Consider the following 26,222-nt stretch of genomic DNA (forward strand, 5'->3'; position numbering starts at 1 on the left):
CTGTATTTATAACCCTGCTACAGGCGACCCAGCAGCAGGCGAGTGTTCTGCCCCACGGATGTGGAGCGGGCGGCATTTTATACTCATATGCCCCTCACTTCAATGAAAAGTGCCGTTAACCGCGCATTTCGTTCGCCCGGCGGAAGCGGCCTTCATAGTCAAAGACCTTCTCACGCACCTGCCAGAACTGGCCTTTTTTACGGGCAACCACAAAATCAGGATGACGCAGCAACACCTGCTGATGGACGATGTCGGCAACGGTTATCCAGCGCAGAGGCACCCCGGGCGTACGCGTATGAGGGTGGATGAAGAGATGTTCGAAGGCCGTGCGCTGGGCTGGAGTCTGCAGGCGAAACCGCTCGCTAACGTCGGCTCCGTCTTCATCGTAATAGGTGATCTTCAGCCACTCACCTTTGTCGTCCGCACCAGGCTGCAGCGCCATGCCGGAACAGCGCAGCACCAGCGCATCTTTCAGCTTCAGCGCCGCTTTCAGCATATCGTCCGGGTCAACCAGCACCGTGTCGCATTCCCGGCAGCGACGGGCGGCAATGTCGTTTTCGGCGTTGCACTGCGGGCAGTTTTTAAAACGGAAACGGAAATCGCACTGCTCGCGATGCCCCTCGTCATCTTCAAACCAGCCCTGACAGCGGCGGCCAAAGTGTTCGATCAGCGTGCCGTTAGCAGTGGTTTTTCCCCAGAAGGTGTTGGCAAACCCGCAGGCCGGGCAAAAGACCTGCACGGGCACGTTGTCGCTTTTTCCTTTTGGCGCGCCGACTTCAGGCGTATAGAGATCGTGCGGGTTACCGGCATAATCCAGAATCAGGCAGTCGGTTTTTCCCGGAGCCAGACGCAGGCCGCGGCCAACAATTTGCTGATACAGACTGACCGATTCGGTTGGGCGTAAAATGGCGATCAGGTCGACGTGCGGCGCGTCAAAGCCGGTGGTCAATACCGACACGTTAACCAGATAGCGGAACTGCTGGGCTTTAAAGGCGTCAATCAGGCTGTCGCGCGCCGGGCCGGGCGTCTCGCCGGTGATTAACGCCGCGTCGCCAGAGGGCAGTAACCCGGTGATTTCTCGCGCGTGCTCAACGGTGGCGGCAAAGATCATCACCCCTTTGCGCGTCGCGGCGAACTCCTCAATCTGGCTGATGATATGCGGCGTAATACGCTTTTGTTTTTTCAGCTCCTGGTTAAGATCCGCTTCGCTGAATAAACCGTTACTCTGCGCCTGCAAACGGCTGAAATCGTACTGCACCACCGGCATATCCAGCCGTTCTGGCGGTGTCAGATAGCCATGCTTAATCATGTAGCGCAGCGGAAGTTCATAAATGCAGTCGCTAAACAGGGCTTTGTCATCGCCGCGCACCATGCCGTGATAATGGTAGCGATAGATCCAGCCTTTACCCAGACGAAACGGGGTTGCCGTCAGGCCCAACAGGCGTAAGTGAGGGTTCACCTCTTTCAGGTGCGTCAGGATTTGCTGATACTGGCTGTCGTCGTCATCGCTGATACGGTGACACTCGTCGACAATCAGCAGCGAAAATTCGCTGCGAAACAGGTCCAGATTGCGGGCCACCGACTGCACGCTGCCAAAGACCACTTTGCCGTGGCTCTCTTTGCGCTTGAGCCCGGCGGCGAAAATGTCGGCTTCCAGTCCAAGTGCACAATACTTGGCGTGGTTTTGCGCGACGAGTTCTTTGACGTGCGCCAGCACCAGCACGCGACCACGGGCCAGGCGTGCCAGTTCGGCGATGACCAGGCTTTTGCCTGCACCGGTCGGGAGCACAATCGCCGCCGGTTCGCGATGTTTACGGAACCAGGCGAGGGTAGCGTCAACGGCTTCCTGCTGGTAGGGACGAAGTGTAAAAGTCATAGGGTCTCGGTTTCGTTATTCCGCACATATACCCGTCATACTTCAAGTTGCCTGTGCGTTGGCTGCACTCGTTCACCCCGGTCACTTACTTATGTAAGCTCCCGGGGATTCACTCCTTTGCCGCCTTCATGCAACTCGAATTATTTAGGGTATAGATAGTATGCCACGAAACTTTTTCCCTTGAGTGGCGCAACCAGACCATTATACTGAACCGTTCCAGACTGCTTCTTTTTCGGACCTGTTGTCCGACTTCCAGCACCATTAAGGCTAAAAAGATTTCATGCGACTTGATAAGTTTATCGCTCAGCAACTCGGCGTAAGCCGCGCTATTGCCGGGCGCGAAATTCGCGCCAGCCGCGTTACCGTGGATGGCGACATTGTGAGAGACACCGCTTTCAAACTCCAGCCCGAGCATCAGGTTGAATATGATGGCAATCCGCTGACCCAGCAGCATGGTCCGCGCTATTTCATGCTCAATAAGCCGGAAGGCTATGTCTGCTCAACGGACGATCCGGATCACCCGACGGTGCTCTATTTCCTCGACGAACCGGTTGCACACAAGCTGCATGCCGCAGGCCGACTCGATATCGACACCACCGGTCTGGTGCTGATGACCGACGACGGGCAGTGGTCTCACCGCATCACCTCTCCGCGCCATCACTGCGAGAAAACGTATCTGGTCACGCTGGAATCTCCGGTTGCGGATGACACGGCAGAGCAATTCGCGAAAGGCGTTCAGTTGCATAATGAAAAAGATCTCACCAAACCCGCTGTGCTTGAGGTGATCGCTCCGACCGAAGTCCGTCTGACCATCAGTGAAGGGCGTTATCATCAGGTGAAACGTATGTTTGCCGCAGTGGGAAACCATGTTGTGGGCCTGCATCGTGAGCGGATTGGTGCGATTGAACTCGATCCCGACCTGGCACCTGGCGAATATCGCCCGTTAACGGAAGAAGAGATCGCCAGCGTCGGTCTGCCTTCGCACTAATTTCAGGAGAGCTCTGTGACCACCAGGCCACACTCGTCGTTCAAAATCGTCTTCATTCTTGGCCTGCTGGCCATGCTGATGCCGCTGTCTATTGATATGTACCTGCCCGCGCTGCCGGTCATTTCTGCGCAGTTTGGCGTTCCGGCGGGCAGCGCGCAAATGACGCTCAGCACCTATATTCTCGGCTTTGCCCTCGGCCAGCTGTTTTATGGCCCGATGGCGGACAGCCTTGGACGCAAGCCCGTCATTCTGGGTGGGACGCTGGTCTTCGCGGCCGCTGCGGTTGCCTGTGCGCTGTCGCAGACCATCGATCAGCTGATTATCATGCGCTTCTTGCATGGTCTGGCGGCAGCTGCGGCAAGCGTGGTGATCAACGCCCTGATGCGCGATATCTACCCGAAAGAAGAGTTCTCGCGCATGATGTCGTTTGTGATGCTGGTGACGACGATTGCGCCGCTGGTGGCTCCGATGGCGGGTGGTGCGGTGCTGGTGTGGTTTAGCTGGCATGTGATTTTCTGGATCCTGGCACTGGCCGCGCTGCTGGCCTCGGCGATGATTTTCTTCTTTATTGATGAAACGCTTCCCGTCGAGCGCCGCCAGAAATTCCACATCCGTACCACAATCGGCAACTTTGCCTCGCTGTTCCGCCACAAACGCGTGCTGAGCTATATGCTGGCGAGCGGGTTCAGCTTCGCCGGGATGTTCTCCTTCCTGAGCGCCGGGCCGTTTGTCTACATCGAACTGAACCACGTTTCGCCTCAGCATTTCGGCTATTACTTTGCGCTCAACATCGTCTTCCTGTTTATCATGACCATCATCAACAGCCGTTTTGTCCGGCGGGTAGGGGCGCTGAATATGTTCCGCGCCGGGCTGTGGATCCAGTTTGTGATGGCTATCTGGCTGGTGGTGAGCGCGTTTCTTGGCGTGGGCTTCTGGGCGCTGGTCGTTGGTGTGGCGGCCTTTGTCGGCTGCGTGTCGATGGTGTCATCTAATGGAATGGCGGTTATCCTGGATGAGTTCCCACATATGGCGGGCACCGCATCGTCGCTGGCTGGGACGTTCCGCTTTGGCATAGGTGCTATCGTCGGGGCGTTGCTTTCCATGGCCACCTTTACAACGGCATGGCCAATGCTGTGGGCGATGGCTTTTTGCGCAACCAGCTCCATACTCTTCTATCTTTACGCCAGTCGACCGCGAAAAGCGGCTCACTAAAATACAGAGAAGGCCCGAGAGGGCCTTTTTTGTTGATACATATCAACCAAACCCCCGTTCGTTTATGCCGTGTTTGTTTATTTTATGTAAAATCTATTTGTGTAAAAAGTCACATCATTGTATTCAAAAAGGTTGAGTTAGATCGCAGAAACGGGTACATATAGCGCCAACGCGAGCCTGGACACGAATAAAAAGCGCTGAATAGTGCAGGCTGGCGATGATGTGTTACTATAAATGTAAATAAATTGTGAAGTAAATTTTGCTTCCGGGGAACGAACGTGAATACATTACAGCTCTCGATTGTCCATCGCTTGCCCCAGAGCTATCGCTGGTCGGCGGGTTTTGCAGGTTCGAAAGTTGAACCGATTCCGCAAAGCGCTGCAGAGGGCGAGAATTGTCTGGTTGCGCTCAAGCTGCTGAGCCCGAGCGAAGGAGAAGCATGGCCGGTGATGGAGCGTCTCAGCCAGGCCCTGACGGATATTGAAGTAGACAGCTCCGTGCTGGAGTGTGAAGGTGAGCCGTGCCTGTTTGTGAAAAGCCAGGACGAGTTTGCTGCTACCTGTCGCCTGAAGAATTTTGGCGTTGCTATCGCTGAGCCTTTCTCTGGCCAGTACCCGTTCTGAGCGCTAGTCTGCCGATAACAGCTGGCGCGTGTAGCGCTGCGTTGGTGCGCTAAACACGCGCTGGCACTCACCCTGCTCGACCACCTCTCCCTGTCGCAACACAATCACCTGATGGCATAGCGCCCGCACCACCTGTAAATCATGGCTGATAAAGATATAGGCCAGCCGATGTTTTTCCTGTAACCCTTTGAGCAGCGCCAGGATCTGCGCCTGAACGGTTCTGTCCAGAGACGACGTCGGTTCATCCAGAATAATCAGCTCCGGTTTCAGGATCAGCGCGCGGGCAATCGCGATACGCTGGCGCTGCCCGCCGGAGAATTCAGCCGGATAGCGGTGACGCGTCTCGGGATCTAAGCCCACTTCGGCCATTACCCGTATGACCTCCTGCTCGCGTTGCTGAGCGCTCAGGGCGGGCTGATGCACCCGCAGGCCCTCTTCGACAATCTGTAACACGCTGAGCCGCGGGTTAAGCGAGGAGTTGGGATCCTGAAAGACCACCTGCATGCGGGGACGCACGGGCAGCATCTGACGCCGGTTCCAGCGGTGCAGCGGCATGCCGTCAAAGAGGATTTCACCCTGTGAGGCAATTAAGCGCAGCAGCGCCAGACCGGTGGTGCTTTTGCCCGAACCGGATTCGCCCACCAGCCCCAGGGATTCACCAGGGCGCAGCGAGAAGCGGATGTTTTTCAGCACCGGGTTCCGATCGACAATACGCCGCAGAATACCTTTGCGGATCGGGAACGAGACGGACAGATCCTCAACGCGCAGCAGCGGCGCGCTGTTCGCATCGAGAGGAACCGGATCGCCGGAGGGTTCGCTGTCGAGCAGGCGTTGCGTATACGGATGTTGCGGCGCGTTCAGCAGCGTGGACGCATTATTCTGTTCAACACATCGCCCGTTTTGCATCACCGCGACGCTGTCGGCCAGCTTTCTCACAATGCTCAGGTTGTGCGTGATAAACAGCAGGCTCATATTCAGTTCGTCGCGCAGCTCCCGCAGCAGCGTCAATATTTGCGCCTGTACCGTCACGTCCAGCGCCGTTGTGGGTTCGTCGGCAATCAACAGTTCGGGGCGCGTGAGCAGGGCCATGGCAATCATCACGCGCTGGCGTTCGCCGCCGGAGAGCTGGTGCGGAAAATCATTCAGCCGTTTGGCCGCATTGCGTATGCCTGTCCGTTCAAGACAATCCAGAATTTCTCCCCGCGCCGCCTCTTTGCGCATCCCCCGATGCAGGGAGAGTACTTCATAGAGCTGTTTTTCCAGGCTGTGCAGAGGGTTGAGGGAAACCATCGGCTCCTGGAAGATCATGGCGATCTTGTTGCCGCGAATGCCGCGCAGGGTATGTTCGTCGGCATGCAGCAGCGAACTGCCGTGAAACAGAATATCCCCTTGCGGGTAGCTCACCGGCGGAGACGGCAGCAGGCGCAGGATAGAAAGTGCCGAAACGCTCTTGCCTGAGCCCGACTCTCCCACCAGGGCCAGCGTTTCACCGCGCTGGATCTGCAGCGACAAGTCGGTGACCACGGTGCGCGTCTCGCCCTGCGTTGAAAAAGCAATCGACAGGTTATCAATGCTGAGAAGGGGCTGGGTCATCTTATACCGCCTTGTTCGGATCGAAGGCATCGCGCACGGCTTCGCCAATAAAAATCAGCAGCGAAAGCAGCACGGCCACAGAGAGAAAGGCGGCGAAACCTAACCACGGCGCCTGAAGGTTGTTCTTGCCCTGCAGCAGCAGTTCGCCGAGCGACGGGGAGCCCAGCGGTAACCCAAAGCCAAGAAAATCCAGTGATGTGAGAGTGGTGATGGAGCTACACAGAATAAACGGCAGGAAGGTGAGCGTTGCCACCACGGCGTTTGGCAGCATATGGCGGAAGATGATCCCGCGGTCGCTCACGCCAAGCGCCTGCGCGGCGCGAATATAGTCAAAATTGCGGGTGCGCAGGAACTCTGCCCGCACCACACCCACCAGCGCCATCCAGCCGAACAGGACGGTGATGCCTAACAGCCACCAGAAGCCCGGCTGCACCACGCTGGAAAGCAGGATAATCAGAAACAGCGTTGGCATGCCTGACCAGACTTCAATAACCCGCTGACCCCACAGGTCAATTTTCCCGCCGTAGTAACCCTGAACGGCGCCTGCCACGACGCCCATCACGCTGGAGAAGATCGTCAGCATCAGCCCAAAGAGGATTGAAATTCGGGTGCCATACAGAATGCGCGCCAGCACATCGCCACCGTTGGCATCCGTTCCCAGCCAGTTTTTCGCGGAGGGCGGTGAAGGGAAGGGGGTCGTGGTGGAGAAGTTAATGCTGTTTGCGCCAAAGCGCACCGGCGCCCAGAGCGCCCAGCCGTGCTGCTCGATCTGCTGGCGGAGCCACGGATCCTGATACTCTGCCGGCGTTGCAAACGGGCCGCCAAAATCGCTTTCGCTGTAGTTGGCGATGACCGGCACGTACCAGCGGTCATTAAAATGCACCAGCAACGGTTTGTCGTTGGCGATCAGCTCCGAAAACATGCTCAGGACAAACAGTACGGCAAAAATCCACAGCGACCAGTAGCCGCGACGATTGTGGCGAAAACGGGCCCAGCGGGCCTGGTTGACGGGGCTTAAACGCGGCATCAGCGACCCTCAAAATCGATTCGGGGATCGACCAGCGTATAGCTGATATCACTGATGATATTCAGCAGCAGGCCAATCAGGGTGAAAATATAGAGCGTGCCAAACATCACCGGATAATCACGCGACACGGTGGCCTCATAGCCCAGCAGGCCCAGACCGTTGAGCGAGAACATCACCTCTATCAGCAGCGAGCCGGTAAAAAACATACTGATGAACGTGGCAGGAAATCCGGCAATTACCAGCAGCATGGCGTTGCGAAACACGTGCTTCCACATGATCTGCTTCTCGCTCACGCCCTTGGCGCGGGCAGTGACGACGTACTGTTTACGAATTTCATCGAGAAAGGCATTTTTGGTCAGCATGGTCAGGGCTGCAAACCCGCCAATGACCGTGGCCAGAACCGGCAGCGTGATATGCCAGAGATAGTCGGTGATTTTCTGGTACCACGGTAAGGTGCTGAAATCGGCGGAGACTAACCCTCGCAGCGGGAAGAGATCGAAATAACTTCCCCCGGCAAAAAAGACAATCAGCAGGACGGCAAACAGAAACGCCGGGATGGCATAGCCAATGATGATGAACGTGCTGCTCCAGATGTCAAAGCGGCTGCCGTTGTAAACCGCTTTGCGGATCCCGAGCGGAATAGAGACCAGATAGATGATCAGCGTTCCCCACAGCCCCAGCGTTATCGAAACCGGCAGGCTTTGCTTAATCAACGTTAACACTGACGCGCTGCGAAACAGGCTATCGCCAAAATCAAAGCGGATGTAATCCCAGAGCATTTTGAAATAGCGCTCGTGAATCGGTTTGTCAAAGCCGTAGCGGTGGGTGATCTCGGCGATCACCTCCGGATCCAGCCCGCGTCCGCCGCGATAATGGCTTTCGCTGATATTCCCTACGCCGGTTCGCGCATGGCTCGCGCCCATGCCTTCACCGCCTCCGCCGGGCATCCCGCCGCTGTTGCCAAATTCAATGGCGGCAATCGCCTGATCGACCGGGCCCCCGGGGGCGATTTGCACGATAAAAAAGTTAATTGTGATGATCGCCCACAGGGTGGGGATGACCAGCAGAAGACGGCGGATAAGATACGCACCCATGATGATTCCTTATCGCCGCTCAGCGGGAAGTCTGGCGGCTTTGTTAACGTCATACCACCAGGTATCAAATCCCAGGGAATAGACAGGGCGCAAGGCAGGCACGGAGAACTTGTCCCAGCGCGCAAGGCGATCTTCCCCCATATACCACATCGGCAGCATGTAGTAGTTCCAGGTTAAGACTCTGTCGAGGGCGCGCCCAAGCGGCACGAGCTTTTCTTTATCCCCCTGGGCCGCCACAATTTTCGCAATCAGCGCGTCAATCGCCGGGCTTTTGACCCCTGGCGCATTGTATGAAGAGTCGATGTAGCTGGAGGCCCAGGAAATTTGCAGGTCCGAACTGGGCCACGGCTGCGCGGGCCACAGGCGCTGCATCATATCGTAATCACGGCTGCGCATGCGGCTGGTGATTTGCGCGTTATCAACCTGACGAATGTTCATGGTCACGCCCAGCCGCTCAAGGTTGTGCTTAAACGGCAGTACCCACTGATCGTTGCCTCCGGACGAGAGCAGCAGCTCAAAGCTGAGGGGCTTACCCGTTTTGGCATCAACGCGCTTTTGATTCTTCAGGTGCCAGCCCGCGTCATCCAGCAGCTTGCTGGCTTTCAGCAGGTTGTCGCGATCGTAACCGTCACCGTTCGACGCGGGTGGCTGAAACACGGTGGTGAAAACCTGCGGCGGAATTTCCGCTTTCAGTGGCGCCAGCAGAACCAGTTCGTCGGCTTTCGGATAATCACGGGCGGCGTACTCGGTATTTTGAAAATAGCTGTTGGCGCGGCTGTACGCGCCGTAAAACAGGGCTTTGTTCATCCATTCAAAATCAAAGGCCAGGGAAATGGCTTCCCGTACCCGGCGGTCATTAAATACCGGACGCTGAATATTAAACGCCAGCCAGCGGGTGTCCTGGGCCGATTCATTTTTATGTTCGTCTTTGACGATATAGCCTTTGGCGAAATTTTTACCGATATAGCGGGTCGCCCAGTTTTTGGCGCTGCTCTCGACGCGTAAATCAAAGGCTCCGGCTTTGAAGGCTTCAAACGCCACGTTATCGTCAAGGTAGTAATCATAGCGAAGGGTGTCGAAATTCCAGCGTCCGCGGTTTACCGGCAGGTTGGCCGCCCAGTAGTCTTTGACGCGGGAATAGACCACATACTGCCCCATGCGCCAGTCGGTAATGCGATAGGGGCCGCCTGCCAGCGGTGGGGTTGAGAGCGGGTCGCTTAGCTTATGATTTTTCCAGAACGATTCCGGCATCACGGGCAGCGAGAACAGACTGAGCATATTCTCTTTGTTCGGTTCGCTCAGCTCAATGCGCACGGTGAGCGGCGCAATGGCTCTGACCGACGCGCCTTTATAGACGATGCGGAACTGGGGAACGCCTTCTGTCATGAATTTATGGAAGGTGAATGCGACGTCGCTGGCCTTAACCGGCGTACCGTCATGAAAACGTGCCCGTGGGTTCAGCGAGATTTCGGCCCAGGCGAAGTTATCCGCGTAGCGCACGTTATCGGCAATGAGTGGATAGTAGCTGCCGGGTTCATCATCAGACGTGACAAAGAGAGTATCGTAGAGCGATTCCGTTCGCGCCGCCGCCACGCCGCGCAGGGCGAAGCGGTTGAAGTTATCGAAGGTTCCCGTGGCGGAAAGCGTGACCTTTCCGCCCTTTGGTGCGGCAGGGTTGACGTAATCGAAGTGCGTAAAATTAACCGCGTATTTCGGCTCGCCAATTACCGCGAAGGCGATATTTTCTTTGATGGTTTGCGCCTGGCTGGACAGGCTCGTTAATGCCAACATCAGCAACATGAAGCGCATAAACATCACGCGGCGGCTCCCTCTTTTACAGACCTGCTCAGTTAAGCTGAATAATAAGTGACGTCACGGGCAATGTGAAATTATTCACCGTCGGGTGAAACGTCAGGCCGCCAGTTGCGGAACTGCTCCAGCGGCATCGGGCGGCTAATCCAGTATCCTTGCAGGTAATTAACGCCGTGTTCGCGTAGCCAGGCGGCCTGTTCCGGCGTTTCCACCCCTTCGGCAACGGTCGACATATTCAGTCGTCTTGCCAGCGTCAGTACGGCATCCAGCACCGGCGACGTCACCGTCTCAGTGCCAATGGCATTAACAAAACCACGGTCGATTTTGAGGTAGTCCATGGTGAAATGCTCAAGATAGATCAGCGCGCTGTGGCCAGTACCAAAATCATCTATGGCTATCTCAAAGCCTTCGTTGTGCAGCCATTCGAAGAGGCTATTGGCTTCCCGATGGTTAAGCATGTCGCGCTCGGTGATTTCCAGCACGATCTGGAAGTAATCCGGCGGCAGCAGGGCTTTGAAGGTGCGCATATCGTCTTTGAAGCTTTCCGCATGCAGATGCCCCGGCGCAATGTTGATGCCCACTTTTGCCCCCGGGGGTAACAGTGTTTGTAACACGGGGGCATCGCGAATAATAAGATCAAAGAGATGCAGCGTCAGCGGGACAATCAGCTTCTGCGCTTCGGCAAAATTGATAAACGCGTCCGGCGGAATTTCCCCCATTGTCGGGTGTTTCCAGCGCATCAGTACTTCGAGCCCGGTCATCCTGAGCGATGTGGAATCAACGACGGGCTGATAGACCACGTAAAACTGACCGCGCTTAATGGCGCTTAAAATCTCTTTGCCCGGATTCAACCGTATGTTGAGGATATAGTAGTTGAGCGATCCGGCACAAATCCCGCAGACCAGCCCGAAGAACAGGGCGTAGAGAATTTCATCGCTGGTCCATGCATCCGCATACAGCTTAATGGTCAGGGGGACGTCTTTCAGCGTCGCGGTGCGGGCCGGGATTTCATGTAAGTCGTGCGCATTGACCAGCGTGCTGGACCGCGTTGACAACGCATGATCGCCAATGATGATGGCGATGCCCGTGAATTCATCCTGGCGCGCGGTATAGAGCAGGTAAGGGGTCAGATTGATATTCACCGAGGTGAACACACCGCCATCCTTCACTAAGGGGTTACGGTACCAGATGGCAATCGCGGGCTTATTGGGCAGCATGGGTGTACCTGGAAGCAATGCCATATCGATCTGTTTGTTGACGTGCAGCTCAGGTATCAGCTCCTCCATCGGGGCATTCATCGGGCCTGTGGCAGACGAGCAGAACGCCATTTTGTTTCTGACCAGCAGGAATGCGCGAACGTTAATGCTAAAGGCGGCGCGCGAGGTGAGTTCCTGGTTGACGTCATGGCAATTGTCCAGCGTGAGTGGCTGGAGCGTATCGATAGCGTTTTTTAACTCATCGAAATAGCTCGCCATGTAGATGCTCACATCGTGGATCAGGGTGTCGAGTTTGGCTTCTCGTTTGTGGTAGCTCCAGAAAAATTGCAACGAACCCAGGAGCAGGGCGGCGATGAGGCCTGTGATAATACTGAGGATCAGTATCTTGCGATTACTGGAGAAGTAGCGGGTGAACATAGACGTCGTGATTCCTGAAATGCCGCTGGATGTATTCAGTGTAATGGGCAAAAAAAAACACTGCCGAAGCAGTGCTTTTTTTCATCGTATCGCCAGCCAAGGGATAACCAACGATACAATTGTCATATTAACTGCGGGTCAGTACACGGCGCGCTTCGTTATAACGCTTCTTCCAGTACGGTTCGTTCATGCTGGAAATGGTCACACCGCTGCTGGTGGAGGCATGTACAAACTGGTCATTACCAATGTAGATGCCAACGTGTCGACCTGTGGAACCTGCACGGAACAGAACTAAGTCACCGGTGCGAAGTTTAGTGCGCGAAATCGACTTGCCCATCTCCTGCTGCTCATATGTTGAACGCGGAAGATCTAACCCAAATTGCTCGCGGAACGTACGCTGCACAAAACCGGAACAATCGATACCTGTTTTTGTGCTGCCACCAAGACGATAGCGCACGCCTTTCCAGCTAGCATACTGGTCCATAATGCGGGACTTCACGTCCAGATTACGTACCATATTTTCAAATTCATCCTGAGAGGCTTGCAGTGACGAGGAATCTTCCATTCCCACAACACGCGTCTCAGGATGCATATTCTTTGCGGTATTCGATGTACTACATGCAGACAACAGTACCGCGACTGCTATCGCCGGGATTCCCCGTAAGATATATCTCAGAAACGGTTGAGATTTGACCATTTTGTTTATTTTCCCTTGAAGTCCTTAACGACAAATATCGTTATAAAAATGCCAAACGTGACGAGACTAATTATCTGTTCACATTGAGACAATTCTTTCTGGTCACATTTGTGGCACAGCGCACAAAATTATTCACCAGCGAAATAATTATCTCTATGGGGCAAAACGAGTTCGAGATTAACCGATTGCCAGGGGTATTGCGAGTAAAAAAAGCCTTTTTTTTATAAGAAATTGTGATACGGAAAGTAAAAATCCGTAATTGCTTAAATTGCAGTCAGATCCGACGTTTAATCGCGCAATTGCTTCATTTTTATCATGAATATGATGACGAGAATATGACAGTGGGGAAAGATCGCGCTGAGAGCAGCATCAGGGATCATGTCGATCCATGATGCTTAACGTTAATTTTGGTTAGTTATTTGTTTAATTATTGTTGCGTTTTGCCGGGAAGATAGCGATCGAAGAGGGCTATTATCCTGTCGCTCAGGGGAGTCATCAGACACCACGGCAGCGCAATCAGCGCAACGGAGAGCGAGCCGACGGCAATATCGGTGAACCAGTGTGCGCCAATCATTACGCGCGGGAAGGCAAAAACCACAAAAATAATCAGGGCTATCGCAAAGGCTTTTCTGCCGAAATAGCGAAGCATAATTGCGGAAAAAATAAGCAGCATCATACCGTGATCGCCCGGGAAACTGTCCTTCGACGCATCTTTTGTAGGAATATGCAGCAACTCGCTGACGCGATAAATATCGGTGAAGAATAGCGTTGGACTTGAACGCTTAACCGGAATAATCGCGGTGGCCAGCTGGTTAATTATCACCGCAAACAGCAGCATCACCAGACCGATAATCAGAATACGCCGGCGTCCGGTTTTATCGTCTTTCAGCCAGAAAGAGAGCATCAGGCAGCCCATGGCCAGCAGTGAGAAGCCGTCAAAGGCACGGTTGTTGGTGATAGCCACCAGCCACAGGAACGCGTTGCTCTTCACCAGCTCCTGGTTGAAGAAGTGAAAAATGGCAGAATCCAGCGGGAACCAGAAACCATGACTCGCCGGGATATACCAGGAGAAGAAAAGCGCCAGACCGGCGACATTAAGCAGTAATATCAGGGAAAATCGAGTTGTCATAACGTTCTGCATAGAGTGAAAACTGGGGCAACGTTAGCCGCCCGAACTTAAACGAATACTCAACAGGCTGGACTGCAGGGCATTCCAGTCGGCGTTAACCGCACTAATTAACTCTATACGGCTGTCCGGTGGTGCCACATTTTGCGTTTCAATAAAGAAATCCTCGCCCTGGCGGTTGATCCGCACCAGCCCGTCCGGCGTGCGCATGATCCCTTTCACGCGATCGACGGGCGCAAGTCGGGCCCACTCCAGGATCCCGATGGTGTCGAAAACGGTTTCAGCATCAAAAATCCATCCGCAGGCCTGATATCCCTGACCGCTGTTCAGATTACGACGCCAGCGCTGGTGCTCTGGCAGACTCAGGGCAGCCAGACCCTGCTTAACCGGATGACTGTGCGCATGATCCGCGCTGGCAGGTAGCTCGGTGAGGTTCAGACGGGGAAGGTCAAGCAGGGCAGTGTCAATTTTTCCCTGCGTGGTCTGCACCCGCGTGCGATTGCCGCCGAAATGCTGCCACCACGCGTCCAGCGCGGCCTGGCTTTCAGCCGTGGCGCGATCTTCTTTGTTGGCAACGATAACGTCTGCTGAGGCGAGCTGATCGCGGAAGTTCTCGTTGGCCACCGCTTTGTCATCCAGAAGCTGACGAGGATCGAGCAGGCACAGGGTGGCGCGCAGATCGATCCACGGCTCATAAACCGGGGCGGTCAGTAAATCGAGAATCTGCTTTGGGTGACCCAGCCCGGTGGGTTCAATCAGAAGTCGGTCGGGTTTGCCCTGACGCAGCAGCGTATTGAGCCCCACCTGCATCGGCAGGCCATTGACGCAGCACATGCATCCGCCTGGGATCTCTTTAATCATCGCGCCGCTGGAGGACAGCAATGCGCCATCAATGCCCACCTCGCCAAATTCATTGACCAGCACGGCCCATTTCTCGGCCGGATCTTTATTCGCCAGCAGGTGGAGAATGGAGGTGGTTTTACCGCTGCCGAGAAAACCGGTGATGAGGTTGGTTTTGGTCACGTGTGCTCCGCAAGAGAAGTGTGATGCTATAACTCTGTTCTCTCTATCCTGGCGAAAAACGTGACCTGTGAGAAGGGGAAGGGCGAACGGAGGCCTCATCCGTTCGCGTTAAGCGCAATAATCGTTAAATATTTAACGTTTCGATAACAGCCTGGCGTGCGCCATGGCGGGTAATGCGCTGCCAGGCCTCGCTGACAGCCTCAATAAAAACGCTATTTTGCGCGAGATCGTGTCCAAAGACCTCGCTCAGCCCCAGCAGCGCGTTGACGCGGTCATCCTCGCTGCTGGCGGTGACCATCGCGCGGATTTTATCGCTGAGGGGATCGCGAACATCAATCGCATTGCCACGGTCATCGGTACCGCTGACGTAGCGTAGCCAGCCGGCCACGCCCAGGGCCAGCAGCGGCCATGGCGTTTTTCGCTCAAGATGAACGCGGATCCCATCCAGCATTCTTTGCGGAAGCTTCTGGCTACCGTCCATTGCGATTTGCCACGTACGATGCTGTAGCGCCGGGTTGGCAAAGCGTTCGAGCAGGCTATCGGCATATGCGGTGAGGTCGACATCCTTAATACGTAATGTGGGAGCCTGTTCATCCAGCATGAGCCGCCGGGCGGCAGCACGGAATGCAGCGTCCTCCATGCATTCATTGATATGCGCGTAGCCCGCGAGGTATCCCAGATACGCCAGGAAAGAGTGGCTGCCGTTGAGCATGCGTAATTTCATCTGCTCCCACGGCAGAACATCCTGCACCATCTGGACACCTGCAGCTTCCCACGCCGGACGGCCGGCGACAAAGTTATCTTCCACTACCCACTGAATAAACGGTTCGCAGCTGATGGCGCACGGATCTTCAACGCCGAGCGCTTCGGTGATTTCCGCCAGCGAGGCTTCAGTCGCGGCGGGAACAATCCTGTCGACCATCGTTCCCGGGAAACTCACATGGTTATCAATCCATTCTGACAGCGCTGCGGAACGTTTCTGCGCCATGCCCAGCACCGCATTTTTTACCACGTGCCCGTTATCAGGGATATTGTCGCAGGAAAGCACGGTAAATGCGGGCAAGCCGCGCTCGCGGCGACGGTGGAGCGCTTCGACCAGGATCCCTGGAGCGGAATGCGGCGCGGAGGGGTTTTCAAGGTCGTGGACGATCCGCGCGTTGTGCAGATCAAGTTTACCGGTGGCGGGATCGATGCAATAGCCTTTCTCCGTGATGGTGAGCGACACAATAGCGACCTGAGGCTCACAAAACTTCTCAATAATCGCCGACAGAGAGTCCAGCTTTGCGTTCAGGCATTCATGGACGGCACCAATGATGATCGGCTGATTACCTTCAGCGCCTTTCTCCAGCACGGTAAACAGATGATCCTGCGCGCGCAGCTGACTCATCAGCACATCGCCGCTGAAAAGGCTAATCTCACAAATACCCCAGTCGCCGCCTTTTTCATTCAGCACGCGGTTTGTTAACAATGCCTGGTGCGCGCGGTGAAATGCGCCAAAGCCAAAATGGACGATGCGGGAGCGTAATTGCGCGCGATCGTAGCGAGGTTGCTGAACGTGGGCAGGAAGCGAGGTGGAGGCAATTGTCTTCATGAAATACACACCTGATTAACCATTAATTAACAATGCCAGTGTAAAGTTATATGACAGCAAATAAAATTGGTGAGCCGTAAATATCCCCGTTCTGTGAGTTTGATCAATCAATGTGTGGCGGTATGTTGACCCTTAGCGGCAAACATGTATGGTAGTCGTCATTGCAGTAACGCATATTGGTATAACAACTTAAGAGGGTGAGGCAATGGAACAAACCTGGCGTTGGTACGGGCCGAACGATCCGGTTTCTCTTGATGATGTGCGTCAGGCTGGCGCAACGGGTGTCGTCACGGCGCTGCATCATATTCCTAACGGTCAGGTATGGCCGGTTGAGGAAATTCAACAGCGTCAGGCGCTGCTGGCAGAGAAGGGATTAACCTGGTCTGTGGTGGAAAGTATTCCGGTTCATGAAGATATCAAAACCCATTCAGGGGAGTACCAGACCTGGATTGCTAACTACCAGCAGAGCATTCGCAACCTGGCGGCCTGCGGCATTGATACAGTCTGCTATAACTTCATGCCCATTCTGGACTGGACGCGGACCGATCTTGAATATCAGATGCCGGACGGTTCAAAAGCGCTGCGTTTCGATCAGATTGCCTTTGCGGCATTCGAACTGCACATTCTTAAACGTCCTGACGCCGAAGCGGATTACACCGCAGAAGAGCAGCAGCAGGCGCTAGCGTGGTTTAACGCCGCCAGTGACGCAGACATCGAAAAACTGGCCCGTAATATTATTGCTGGCCTGCCGGGTGCTGAAGAGGGTTATACGCTGGATCAGTTCCGCGCGCGTCTGGCGGAATACGGCGATATTGATAAGCACCAGCTGCGTGAAAATATGGCGTATTTCCTGCGTGCTATCGTGCCGGTCGCTGAAGAGGCGGGCGTACGCCTGGCCGTGCACCCGGACGATCCACCGCGTCCTATCCTGGGTTTGCCGCGTATCGTTTCCACCCTTGAAGATATGCAGTGGCTGAAAGAGACGGTAAATAGCATCTATAACGGCTTTACCATGTGTACCGGCTCCTACGGCGTGCGCGCGGATAACGATCTGGTACGGATGATTGAAACCTTCGGCGATCGTATCCACTTCACGCATCTGCGTGCGACCTGCCGTGAAGAGAACCCGAAAACCTTCCACGAGGCGGCGCACCTGGGCGGTGATGTGAATATGGTCGCGGTGGTGGACGCTATTCTGGCGGAAGAGGCGCGTCGTAAGCAGGCGGGCGATGTGCGTCCTATTCCATTCCGCCCCGATCACGGACACCAGATGCTGGACGATCTGCGTAAGAAAACTAACCCGGGCTATTCGGCGATTGGCCGTCTTAAAGGGATGGCGGAAGTGCGCGGCGTTGAGCTGGCGCTGAAGATGACGAAGTATCCGGAGCTTCTGTAAGCTCTGTTGCCCGGTGGCGCTACGCTTACCGGGCCTACAAAAAAACCGGCCTGAGAGCCGGTTTTTGTGTTTTTGTAGGTCGGGTAAGGCGAATCCGCCACCCGACAAATGCCGCAATCAGTCAGCGCGACCCATATAGCGTTTTTCTTCGATATGGATGCGGATTTTCTCGCCAGCAGAGAGATATTCCGGAACCTGCACAACCAGGCCGGTCGTCAGGGTAGCCGGTTTGTTGCGCGCACTTGCGGACGCGCCTTTGATGCCTGGCGCCGTTTCAACAATTTCCAGATCGACGGTCTGAGGCAGTTCCAGCGCCAGCAGCACGCCGTCCCAGGTCAGGACCTGCATGTCAGGCATACCGCCTTCAGGGATGAACAGCAGCTCTTCTTCAATCTGATCTTTGGTGAAGATGTATGGAGTGTAATCTTCTTTGTCCATGAACACGTATTCGTTGCCGTCGATGTAGGAGAAATCGACATAGCGACGGGTCAGGGTCACGGTATCGACGATATCGTCACCTTTAAAGCGCTCTTCCACTTTCAGGCCGGTACGTACATCGGCAAAGCGCATTTTGTACAGCGTTGCTGCACCACGGGCGCTCGGGGCCTGAATGTCGATATCTTTCACAATCAGCAGTTTGCCGTTGTAATTCAGCACCATACCTTTCTTAATTTCGTTCGCTCTTGGCATTGCAGTAATCCTGTTTACGGGAGGTAAAAAATATCGCGCCAAATTACTCGCGCGCGGCCTTTCAGGCAAGTGGAATTCGTGGCTTTTGCTATCAATACGCAAAAGGTGTTACTGTGCGCGCGATGCCCGACTACGCGGGCGTCCGTCAGCGAAAGAGAGCATTTATGGATTGCCGTCCAGACTGTGGCGCGTGCTGTACAGCACCGTCCATTTCAAGTCCCATTCCAGGAATGCCCGAGGGTAAGCCTGCCAATACCCGCTGCGTACAGCTCTCGGAAACGAATCTGTGTATGATCTTTGGTTCGCCTTTGCGCCCGAAGGTCTGCTCCGGGCTTCAGCCCACTGCCGAAATGTGTGGCAGCACGCGCGGGCAGGCGATGACGTACCTTCTTGAATTGGAAGCGCTCACCGCGCCTTAAACGTCTTTAATCCGCGTCAAACAGCCAATCGTCAGCGTACACATCACCAGCGCAATCCAGAACACCGTGTGGTAGTTCCAGATTTCAGCCACAACGCCGGCCATTGAACCAGCGATAATCCAGCCCACGCGGGTGGTATTGGTATAAAGAGTGGTGGCTGAGCCTGCCTGACCCGGCATCAGATCCTGAAAGTAGAGCATGCCTATCCCGGCGAGAATGCCGATATAAATGGCATTCAGCAGCTGTAAAGCCAGCAACAGCCCCGGCGTATGAACCGTCAACATACCCATATAAAACAGCAGGCCGGCGACGGCGGCGATGCGCATTAAAAAACGCTTTCCGAAACGCTTTGCGTAATATCCCGCGATGAGCATAGTTGGGATCTCAAGCCCGGCTGCGGTGCCCATCATAATGCCCGCCAGCTTCTCCGACAGGTGCAGTTCATCAATAATAAACAGCGGCATATTGATGATATACAGGCTGTTGGTGCCCCACATCAGCGTGCAGACAACAAACAGGAGCAGGGCATCGCGGCGGTTGCGGCGCGGCGCTTCCAGCACACCCGTTGCCACTTTGGGCTCTTTGCGCATGGACGGCAGGAAGAACCACACCAGCGCGCCGCACGCCACAAACGCGACAGCCGCGCTCAGGTACATCACCGTAAAGCCAAAACCCATCGCCAGCGCGTAAGCCAGCGGCGGGCCAATCACCCATGCCAGCGACACCTGAGCACGCATGACAGAGCTGAACATCACCGCTTCACGCCCGGTATGGTCGGCGTGTTCGCGGGCAAGGGCGAACATCTGCGGGTTCGCCGTCGAGCCAAAGCTGCTCAGAAATACCCCAACGAAGAGCAGAATGAAGTAGTTGCGGTTCCAGGCAAACAGAACGCAGGCCATTACACCCAGCAGACAGCAGAAAACGATCAGGCTCTTACGATCGCCTTTTCTGTCGGATCGCCCCGCCAGAAACTGACTGACCAGGATGCCGATGATGGCGCTTCCGGTAAAAAAGAAGCCAACCATGGCCGGACGGGCGTGGACCTCATTTGTCAGAAATAAACTCAGCGTCGGCGTCTGTAACGCACCGGCAATGCCTGTGAAAAAGGCAACAACCAGGAATGCCGCAGAGGTCAAATCAAAGGGCTTCGGCGAGGCGGCCGCAGGGGTGTTATGCATGTTTTATAATTAGCGAGTAGCAGAGAGGAGGCGGAGTTTACGCCGTCAGCTAAAAAATAAACAGTGGGTGCGGTCAATGATGCCACGAAAAATCAAAATGGCATTTCAACTTATGAACAGTCTGGCTGACCTTAGCTGAAACTGATTTGCTGAACTTCAGCAAAATTCAGCTCAACGAAGAAGAAATGTGCTGTATCTCTAAATTCTGACATCAGAAATACGAGTTTACTTGCAAGGTATTGCAGAAAGCGCAAGACTTTTTGAAACGTTTCAGCGCTATCTTGTTTTTACAAACGGAGCAGGCTAGCGCATTTTTTCTCATTAAAGCTGAAACGATTCAAGTTCAGCAGGAGTGGAGAACCATGTTCCAGTTATCTGTTCAGGATATCCACCCGGGCGCTCAGGCCGGGGATAAAGAAGAGGCTATTCGCCAGGTTGCCGCTGCGCTTGTGCAGGCGGGCAACGTCGCGGACGGCTATGTAAACGGCATGCTGGCCCGCGAGCAGCAGACCTCAACCTTCCTCGGCAATGGCATTGCCATTCCGCACGGCACAACCGACACCCGCGATCAGGTGCTGAAAACCGGCGTTAAGGTTTATCAGTTCCCGCAGGGCGTGCTCTGGGGTGACGGTCAGGTGGCTTACGTGGCTATTGGTATCGCGGCCAGCAGCGACGAACACTTAGGCCTGCTGCGTCAGCTGACGCATGTCCTGAGTGATGACGCGGTAGCTGAACAGCTTAAGTCCGCCACGACAGCGGAAGAGCTGCGCGCCTTGCTGATGGGCGAAAAACAGAGTGAAGCGCTGAAACTTGATAATGAAACGCTGACGCTGGACGTGGCTGCCTCCGATCTGGTGACGCTGCAGGCGCTGAACGCAGGTCGTCTGAAAGAAGCCGGCGCGGCAGATGCCACCTTTGTCACCCGCGCGATCAACGATAAGCCGTTGAATCTGGGTCAGGGTATCTGGCTGAACGACAGTGCTGAAGGCAACCTGCGCAGTGCTATCGCCGTGAGCCGCGCGGCCAATGCGTTTGACGTAGAAGGCGAGCCAGCAGCCATTCTGGTGACCGTGGCGATGAACGATGAACAGCCGGTTTCCGTGCTGAAGCGTCTGGGCGACCTGCTGCTGAACAACAAAGCTGAAAAACTGCTGAACGCTGATGCCTCCACCGTGCTGGCACTGCTGACCAGTGATGATGTGCTGACGGATGACGTGCAGACTGCGGAGTTCGTTGTGCGCAACGAACACGGCCTGCATGCCCGTCCTGGCACCATGCTGGTGAATACCATTAAACAATTCGAGAGTGAGATCACCGTGGCGAATCTTGATGGCACGGGCAAACCGGCCAACGGCCGTAGTCTGATGAAAGTTGTCGCGCTGGGCGTGAAGAAAGGCCACCGTCTGCGTTTCACCGCGCAGGGTGCGGATGCTGAACAGGCGCTGAAAGCGATTGGCGACGCCATCGCAGCGGGTCTGGGGGAGGGCGCATAATGAGCAGACGTGTTGCGACTATTACGCTGAACCCGGCTTATGACCTGGTGGGATTTTGCCCGGAAATTGAGCGCGGCGAAGTCAATCTCGTGCGTACCACTGGCCTGCATGCCGCGGGCAAAGGGATTAACGTCGCGAAAGTGCTCAAGGATCTCGGTATCGATGTCACGGTAGGCGGTTTCCTCGGTAAAGACAACCAGGATGGTTTCCAGCAGCTGTTCAGCGAGCTGGGCATAGCTAACCGTTTTCAGATTGTTCAGGGCCGTACCCGTATCAACGTTAAGCTGACGGAGAAAGACGGTGAAGTGACCGATCTGAACTTCTCTGGCTTCGAAGTGACGCCGTCTGACTGGGAACGTTTTGTGAACGACTCGCTGACCTGGCTTGGTCAGTTTGACATGGTCTGCGTTAGCGGCAGCCTGCCGTCCGGCGTGAGCCCGGAAGCGTTTACCGACTGGATGACGCGCCTGCGCAGCCAGTGCCCGTGCATTATTTTTGACAGCAGCCGCGACGCGCTGGTTGCGGGTCTGAAAGCCTCTCCATGGCTGGTGAAGCCGAATCGCCGCGAGCTGGAGATCTGGGCGGGCCGTAAGCTGCCAGAATTAAAAGATGTGATTGACGCTGCCCATGCGCTGCGCGAGCAGGGTATCGCTCACGTGGTTATCTCTCTTGGTGCAGAAGGCGCGTTGTGGGTTAACGCGTCTGGCGAATGGATCGCCAAACCGCCGTCGGTTGACGTTGTCAGTACCGTTGGCGCAGGGGATTCCATGGTTGGCGGCCTGATTTATGGTCTGCTGATGCGTGAATCCAGTGAACATACTTTACGTCTTGCCACCGCCGTTGCTGCCCTGGCCGTAAGCCAGAGCAATGTCGGAATTACCGATCGTACCCAGTTAGCCGCGATGATGGCGCGCGTTGACTTAAAACCTTTTAACTAACAGCAGGAGAGGAATAATGAAAACGCTGCTGATCATTGACTCCGGTCTCGGACAGGCTCGCGCCTATATGGCGAAGACCTTGCTGGGCGCGGCGGCACAAAAAGCACATCTGGATATCATCGATAATCCAGGCGATGCAGAACTGGCCATTGTACTGGGCGATAAAATCCCGGCTGACAGTGCGCTGAACGGCAAAAAAGTGTGGCTGGGCGATATCAATCGTGCAGTGGCACACCCTGAACTGTTCCTGAGCGAAGCGAAAGGTCACGCGTCAGTCTACAGCGCGCCTGTCGCGACGGCGCCGGCTGCGGCCACAGGGCCGAAACGCATTGTGGCGGTGACGGCCTGCCCGACGGGCGTGGCTCACACCTTTATGGCGGCTGAAGCCATTGAAACCGAAGCGAAAAAACGCGGCTGGTGGGTAAAAGTTGAAACACGCGGCTCCGTTGGTGCCGGCAACGCTATCACCCCTGAAGAAGTGGCTGAGGCCGATCTGGTGATCGTGGCGGCGGATATCGAAGTGGATCTGGCGAAATTTGCCGGTAAGCCAATGTACCGTACCTCTACCGGCCTGGCGCTGAAAAAAACCGCTCAGGAGTTTGATAAAGCGCTGGTGGAAGCGAAACCGTATCAGGCAACCGGAGCGCGTCAAACCGCAACGGAAGGAAAGAAAGAGTCTGCAGGCGCCTACCGCCATCTGCTGACCGGCGTGTCTTACATGCTGCCAATGGTGGTTGCGGGTGGTCTGTGTATTGCCCTCTCGTTCGCATTTGGTATTACCGCGTTTAAAGAACAAGGGACGCTGGCCGCTGCGTTAATGCAGATTGGCGGTGGATCCGCGTTCGCGCTGATGGTGCCTGTGCTGGCTGGCTTTATTGCCTTCTCCATCGCTGACCGTCCTGGCCTGACACCGGGTCTTATTGGCGGTATGTTGGCCGTGAGCACCGGTTCCGGCTTTATCGGCGGTATCATCGCCGGCTTCCTGGCCGGTTACGTTGCGAAGCTTATTAGTTCGAAGCTGAAGCTGCCGCAAAGTATGGAAGCGCTGAAGCCGATTCTGATCATCCCGCTGATTTCCAGCCTGGTGGTCGGCCTGGCGATGATTTACCTGATTGGTAAACCTGTTGCGGGCATCCTGGCGGGTCTGACCCACTGGCTGCAAACCATGGGCACCGCGAACGCGGTTCTGCTGGGTGCTATCCTCGGTGGCATGATGTGTACCGACATGGGTGGTCCGGTGAACAAAGCGGCGTACGCCTTTGGCGTTGGTCTGCTGAGTACCCAGACCTACGCGCCGATGGCGGCCATCATGGCGGCAGGTATGGTGCCTCCTCTGGCGCTCGGTCTGGCAACGATTATTGCCCGTCGTAAGTTCGATAAAGCGCAGCAGGAAGGCGGTAAAGCCGCGCTGGTGCTGGGTCTGTGCTTCATCACCGAAGGCGCGATTCCGTTCGCGGCCCGTGACCCAATGCGTGTCCTGCCATGTTGTATCGTTGGCGGCGCGGTTACCGGGGCTATCTCGATGGCGATTGGTGCAAAATTGATGGCACCACACGGCGGTCTGTTTGTTCTGCTGATCCCTGGCGCAATCACTCCGGTGCTGGGTTACCTGCTGGCGATTATCGCGGGTACGCTGGTGGCGGGTCTGTCTTATGCGGTGCTGAAGCGCCCTGAAGCAGAAGTGGTTGCGAAAGTGGCCTAAGCGTTAACGTAATAAAAAAGCCGGGTGCGTAAGCAGCCCGGCTTTTTTTATGCCGCCTGTTCAGCGGTTTGCTGCGCTTTGAGCCAGGCGATTTCTTCTGCCCAGATATCCGGATTGATGGTTTCGAGCACCATTGGAATACCGTCGAAGCGGGCATCCTGCATAATAAAGCGAAACGCATCATGGCCGATGTTGCCTTCGCCCAGGCTGTGGTGACGGTCAACGCGGCTGCCAAAGGCGCTTTTCGCATCGTTTAGGTGCATTCCGCGCAGGTACTTAAAGCCAACAATCCGCTCGAACTCCTCGAACGTGTTTTTCGTTGCCTCGGTCGTGCGCAGGTCATAACCGGCCGCAAACGCGTGGCAGGTATCAATGCACACGCCCACGCGGGATTTATCTTCCACACCGTCAATAATGGCCGCCAGATGTTCGAACTTAAAGCCGAGGTTGCTGCCCTGACCGGCGGTGTTCTCAATCACCGCCGTCACGCCCTGGGTTTTATCCAGAGTGATGTTGATGGACTCGGCAATGCGCGCCAGGCAGGCATCTTCATCGATTTGCATCAGATGGCTACCCGGATGGAAGTTCAGCAGCGTCAGCCCCAGCTGTTCGCAGCGCTGTACTTCATCCAGAAACGCCTCGCGGGACTTATCCAGCGCTTCCTGAACCGGATGCCCGAGGTTAATCAGGTAGCTGTCGTGGGGGAGGATCTGGCCGGGCCCGTAGCGGTATTTCTCACAGGCGGCTTTGAAATCATCAATTACGTCAGCGGTAAGCGGCGCGGCGCGCCACTGGCGCTGATTTTTGGTGAACAGGGCGAAAGCGGTCGCCTCAATTTCGGCGGCGCGAATGGCGGCATTCGCAAGGCCACCTGCAGCGCTAACGTGCGCTCCAACATATTTCATAAAGGGACTCCTGTTAACCCGAAATGCCTATGATAGCGGGTTAACAGGAGAAGGATGTAGTGGTTTATGCCATCAGGCTATGGACCACGAGGTTAATCGCGCCGCCGCCGACAATCAGCCAGATGAAGAGCACCAGCGCCATCAGCAGCGGTTTCGCACCGGCTTTTTTCAGCGCGCTGACGTGCGTGGTCACCCCCAGCGCCGCCATGGCCATTGCCAGCAGCACCGTATCCAGCGTCACCAGCATATCGACAACGGCTTTCGGCAGCAGGTGGAAGGAGTTGAAAATCGCCACCACGATAAACAGGATCGCAAACCACGGAATGGTTATTTTGCTTTTCTCGCTACCGCCCGCCGGAGCCAGCTGTTTAACCCGCGCGGCCAGGAAAATCAGGAATGGCGCGAGCATCATTACGCGCAGCATTTTGGCAATCACCGCCGCGTTTTCAGCTTCCGGGTTAATGGCGTGCCCTGCAGCGACCACCTGGGCCACTTCGTGCATCGTCGAACCGATATAAATGCCGTACGTTTCCGGGCTAAACCAGTGAGCAACCAGAGGATACATCGCCGGGTAGAGGAAGATCGCCAGCGTACCGAAGATCACCACCGTCGCCACCGCCACCGTCACCTTGCTGGCTTCGGCTTTAACGACGGGTTCCGTTGCCAGCACCGCCGCGGCCCCGCAGATACTGCTCCCGGCACCGATCAGCCAGCTGGTTTGCTTATCCAGGCCAAAGACTTTCTGACCGATAAAACAGGCCAGTAAAAAGGTGCTGGTCAGGGTCAGGACGTCGATGGCGATCCCGCTCACGCCCACATCCGCAATCTGCGAAAAGGTGAGACGAAAGCCGTAAAGAATGATCCCGAGACGCAGCAGATGCTGTTTGGCAAAGATCACGCCGCCGTCGCAGGATTTCCAGATATGCGGGTAAACGGTATTGCCCACGACCATACCGAGCAATATTGCCAGGGTTAACGCGCTAAAACCTGCTCCCGCGATGGCCGGAATACTTCCGCCCCATAGTGCCACGCCGGTAACCGCTGCGCTGAGCGCAAGACCCGGCACGAAGTGCCACAATGTACGATGATGCTGTAAGGTGAGTTCTGACATAACCTTCTCCTTTGTCTGGCTAAAGGTTACGGCGCTCTGGCTTAAAAATAAAATTGATTATATACTTATAATCAATCTATATAAGTGGTAAGCA

22 protein-coding genes are annotated in these 26,222 nt (G+C 55.4%); 8 read left to right on the forward strand and 14 right to left on the reverse strand.

What is annotated here, in order from left to right:
• Nucleotides 1-115 precede the first annotated feature (115 nt).
• The gene (locus E3U32_RS04745) at nt 116-1,876 is read right to left on the reverse strand and encodes a DEAD/DEAH box helicase (RefSeq protein ID WP_134347833.1); all 1,761 of its coding nucleotides are present in this window, start codon (nt 1,874-1,876) and stop codon (nt 116-118) included.
• A gap of 280 nt (nt 1,877-2,156) precedes the next feature.
• Here E3U32_RS04745 and rsuA point away from each other — a divergent pair, with 280 nt between their 5' ends.
• The 3 genes from rsuA to E3U32_RS04760 all read left to right on the forward strand — a co-directional run bounded on the left by rsuA (nt 2,157) and on the right by E3U32_RS04760 (nt 4,699).
• On the forward strand, nt 2,157-2,864 hold the full coding sequence (gene rsuA, locus E3U32_RS04750) for a 16S rRNA pseudouridine(516) synthase RsuA (protein WP_134347834.1): 708 nt from the start codon (nt 2,157-2,159) through the stop codon (nt 2,862-2,864).
• Between the two features lie 15 nt (nt 2,865-2,879).
• A complete protein-coding gene (locus E3U32_RS04755) occupies nt 2,880-4,076 on the forward strand; it encodes a Bcr/CflA family multidrug efflux MFS transporter (RefSeq protein ID WP_134347835.1) in 1,197 nt (398 codons plus the stop codon).
• 278 nt (nt 4,077-4,354) lie between these two features.
• Nucleotides 4,355-4,699 (forward strand): YejG family protein, encoded by a 345-nt coding sequence (locus tag E3U32_RS04760; protein ID WP_134347836.1) that lies wholly within the window; start codon nt 4,355-4,357, stop codon nt 4,697-4,699.
• Between the two features lie 3 nt (nt 4,700-4,702).
• On the opposite strand, the gene yejF is transcribed toward E3U32_RS04760, so the two are convergent.
• The 9 genes from yejF to E3U32_RS04805 form a co-directional block, all read right to left on the reverse strand.
• Complete coding sequence (gene yejF, locus E3U32_RS04765) at nt 4,703-6,292, reverse strand: microcin C ABC transporter ATP-binding protein YejF (protein ID WP_134347837.1); 1,590 nt, start codon at nt 6,290-6,292, stop codon at nt 4,703-4,705.
• 1 nt (nt 6,293) lies between these two features.
• Nucleotides 6,294-7,319: an ABC transporter permease gene (locus E3U32_RS04770; protein WP_134347838.1), complete on the reverse strand. Its 1,026-nt coding sequence runs from the start codon at nt 7,317-7,319 to the stop codon at nt 6,294-6,296.
• Entirely contained in the window at nt 7,319-8,413 is a 1,095-nt protein-coding gene (locus tag E3U32_RS04775; RefSeq protein WP_134347839.1) for a microcin C ABC transporter permease YejB, read from the reverse strand. The genes E3U32_RS04770 and E3U32_RS04775 overlap by 1 nt, the downstream gene beginning before the upstream one ends.
• A 9-nt stretch (nt 8,414-8,422) precedes the next feature.
• Nucleotides 8,423-10,228, reverse strand: coding sequence for an extracellular solute-binding protein (locus E3U32_RS04780; RefSeq protein WP_134347840.1), 1,806 nt, complete (start codon nt 10,226-10,228; stop codon nt 8,423-8,425).
• 74 nt (nt 10,229-10,302) lie between these two features.
• Entirely contained in the window at nt 10,303-11,859 is a 1,557-nt protein-coding gene (locus E3U32_RS04785) for a cyclic di-GMP phosphodiesterase (protein ID WP_134347841.1), read from the reverse strand.
• Between the two features lie 127 nt (nt 11,860-11,986).
• Complete coding sequence (gene mepS / locus E3U32_RS04790; protein ID WP_047346578.1) at nt 11,987-12,556, reverse strand: bifunctional murein DD-endopeptidase/murein LD-carboxypeptidase; 570 nt, start codon at nt 12,554-12,556, stop codon at nt 11,987-11,989.
• A gap of 427 nt (nt 12,557-12,983) precedes the next feature.
• A complete protein-coding gene (locus tag E3U32_RS04795; RefSeq protein ID WP_166790902.1) occupies nt 12,984-13,685 on the reverse strand; it encodes a phosphatase PAP2 family protein in 702 nt (233 codons plus the stop codon).
• Nucleotides 13,686-13,718: 33 nt separating this feature from the next.
• Nucleotides 13,719-14,705: a CobW family GTP-binding protein gene (locus E3U32_RS04800; RefSeq protein ID WP_134347843.1), complete on the reverse strand. Its 987-nt coding sequence runs from the start codon at nt 14,703-14,705 to the stop codon at nt 13,719-13,721.
• Between the two features lie 124 nt (nt 14,706-14,829).
• Nucleotides 14,830-16,296: a mannitol dehydrogenase family protein gene (locus E3U32_RS04805; protein ID WP_134347844.1), complete on the reverse strand. Its 1,467-nt coding sequence runs from the start codon at nt 16,294-16,296 to the stop codon at nt 14,830-14,832.
• Nucleotides 16,297-16,501: 205 nt separating this feature from the next.
• On the opposite strand from E3U32_RS04805, the gene uxuA reads away from it, so the two are divergent.
• Complete coding sequence (uxuA, locus tag E3U32_RS04810) at nt 16,502-17,692, forward strand: mannonate dehydratase (protein ID WP_134347845.1); 1,191 nt, start codon at nt 16,502-16,504, stop codon at nt 17,690-17,692.
• 117 nt (nt 17,693-17,809) lie between these two features.
• On the opposite strand, the gene yeiP is transcribed toward uxuA, so the two are convergent.
• The gene (yeiP, locus tag E3U32_RS04815) at nt 17,810-18,382 is read right to left on the reverse strand and encodes an elongation factor P-like protein YeiP (RefSeq protein WP_008500940.1); all 573 of its coding nucleotides are present in this window, start codon (nt 18,380-18,382) and stop codon (nt 17,810-17,812) included.
• A gap of 164 nt (nt 18,383-18,546) precedes the next feature.
• Between yeiP and E3U32_RS04820 the strand changes: the two genes are divergently transcribed.
• Entirely contained in the window at nt 18,547-18,801 is a 255-nt protein-coding gene (locus E3U32_RS04820) for a YkgJ family cysteine cluster protein (protein WP_023312483.1), read from the forward strand.
• Here E3U32_RS04820 and setB read toward each other — a convergent pair.
• Nucleotides 18,798-19,979, reverse strand: coding sequence for a sugar efflux transporter SetB (setB, locus tag E3U32_RS04825; RefSeq protein ID WP_134347846.1), 1,182 nt, complete (start codon nt 19,977-19,979; stop codon nt 18,798-18,800). The genes E3U32_RS04820 and setB overlap by 4 nt on opposite strands.
• Nucleotides 19,980-20,341: 362 nt before the next feature.
• On the opposite strand from setB, the gene fruB reads away from it, so the two are divergent.
• The 3 genes from fruB to fruA are packed head-to-tail and all read left to right on the forward strand — an operon-like array spanning nt 20,342 to nt 24,112.
• Complete coding sequence (gene fruB, locus E3U32_RS04830; protein WP_134348073.1) at nt 20,342-21,472, forward strand: fused PTS fructose transporter subunit IIA/HPr protein; 1,131 nt, start codon at nt 20,342-20,344, stop codon at nt 21,470-21,472.
• Nucleotides 21,472-22,410: a 1-phosphofructokinase gene (gene fruK, locus E3U32_RS04835; protein WP_047346570.1), complete on the forward strand. Its 939-nt coding sequence runs from the start codon at nt 21,472-21,474 to the stop codon at nt 22,408-22,410. The genes fruB and fruK overlap by 1 nt, the downstream gene beginning before the upstream one ends.
• Nucleotides 22,411-22,426: 16 nt before the next feature.
• Nucleotides 22,427-24,112, forward strand: coding sequence for a PTS fructose transporter subunit IIBC (gene fruA, locus E3U32_RS04840; protein WP_134347847.1), 1,686 nt, complete (start codon nt 22,427-22,429; stop codon nt 24,110-24,112).
• Nucleotides 24,113-24,159: 47 nt separating this feature from the next.
• Here fruA and nfo read toward each other — a convergent pair whose 3' ends face one another.
• Both nfo and E3U32_RS04850 read right to left on the reverse strand, forming a co-directional pair.
• Nucleotides 24,160-25,017 (reverse strand): deoxyribonuclease IV, encoded by an 858-nt coding sequence (nfo, locus tag E3U32_RS04845; RefSeq protein ID WP_134347848.1) that lies wholly within the window; start codon nt 25,015-25,017, stop codon nt 24,160-24,162.
• Between the two features lie 64 nt (nt 25,018-25,081).
• Nucleotides 25,082-26,128: a YeiH family protein gene (locus E3U32_RS04850; protein WP_134347849.1), complete on the reverse strand. Its 1,047-nt coding sequence runs from the start codon at nt 26,126-26,128 to the stop codon at nt 25,082-25,084.
• Nucleotides 26,129-26,222: the final 94 nt, after the last annotated feature.

It is taken from the genome of Lelliottia nimipressuralis, assembly GCF_004402045.1.
GTDB lineage: Bacteria > Pseudomonadota > Gammaproteobacteria > Enterobacterales > Enterobacteriaceae > Enterobacter > Enterobacter chinensis.

Bases quoted from the DNA above. Each gene is read 5' to 3' on its own strand.
- E3U32_RS04820 (WP_023312483.1), top strand. From the start codon at position 18,547: ATGGATTGCCGTCCAGACTGTGGCGCGTGCTGTACAGCACCGTCCATT.
- E3U32_RS04795 (WP_166790902.1), bottom strand. From the start codon at position 13,685: ATGACAACTCGATTTTCCCTGATATTACTGCTTAATGTCGCCGGTCTG.
- yeiP (WP_008500940.1), bottom strand. From the start codon at position 18,382: ATGCCAAGAGCGAACGAAATTAAGAAAGGTATGGTGCTGAATTACAAC.
- fruA (WP_134347847.1), top strand. From the start codon at position 22,427: ATGAAAACGCTGCTGATCATTGACTCCGGTCTCGGACAGGCTCGCGCC.
- fruB (WP_134348073.1), top strand. From the start codon at position 20,342: ATGTTCCAGTTATCTGTTCAGGATATCCACCCGGGCGCTCAGGCCGGG.
- E3U32_RS04850 (WP_134347849.1), bottom strand. From the start codon at position 26,128: ATGTCAGAACTCACCTTACAGCATCATCGTACATTGTGGCACTTCGTG.
- E3U32_RS04785 (WP_134347841.1), bottom strand. From the start codon at position 11,859: ATGTTCACCCGCTACTTCTCCAGTAATCGCAAGATACTGATCCTCAGT.
- setB (WP_134347846.1), bottom strand. From the start codon at position 19,979: ATGCATAACACCCCTGCGGCCGCCTCGCCGAAGCCCTTTGATTTGACC.
- uxuA (WP_134347845.1), top strand. From the start codon at position 16,502: ATGGAACAAACCTGGCGTTGGTACGGGCCGAACGATCCGGTTTCTCTT.
- E3U32_RS04805 (WP_134347844.1), bottom strand. From the start codon at position 16,296: ATGAAGACAATTGCCTCCACCTCGCTTCCTGCCCACGTTCAGCAACCT.
- E3U32_RS04775 (WP_134347839.1), bottom strand. From the start codon at position 8,413: ATGGGTGCGTATCTTATCCGCCGTCTTCTGCTGGTCATCCCCACCCTG.
- nfo (WP_134347848.1), bottom strand. From the start codon at position 25,017: ATGAAATATGTTGGAGCGCACGTTAGCGCTGCAGGTGGCCTTGCGAAT.
- E3U32_RS04770 (WP_134347838.1), bottom strand. From the start codon at position 7,319: ATGCCGCGTTTAAGCCCCGTCAACCAGGCCCGCTGGGCCCGTTTTCGC.
- yejF (WP_134347837.1), bottom strand. From the start codon at position 6,292: ATGACCCAGCCCCTTCTCAGCATTGATAACCTGTCGATTGCTTTTTCA.
- mepS (WP_047346578.1), bottom strand. From the start codon at position 12,556: ATGGTCAAATCTCAACCGTTTCTGAGATATATCTTACGGGGAATCCCG.
- fruK (WP_047346570.1), top strand. From the start codon at position 21,472: ATGAGCAGACGTGTTGCGACTATTACGCTGAACCCGGCTTATGACCTG.
- E3U32_RS04780 (WP_134347840.1), bottom strand. From the start codon at position 10,228: ATGTTTATGCGCTTCATGTTGCTGATGTTGGCATTAACGAGCCTGTCC.
- E3U32_RS04745 (WP_134347833.1), bottom strand. From the start codon at position 1,876: ATGACTTTTACACTTCGTCCCTACCAGCAGGAAGCCGTTGACGCTACC.
- rsuA (WP_134347834.1), top strand. From the start codon at position 2,157: ATGCGACTTGATAAGTTTATCGCTCAGCAACTCGGCGTAAGCCGCGCT.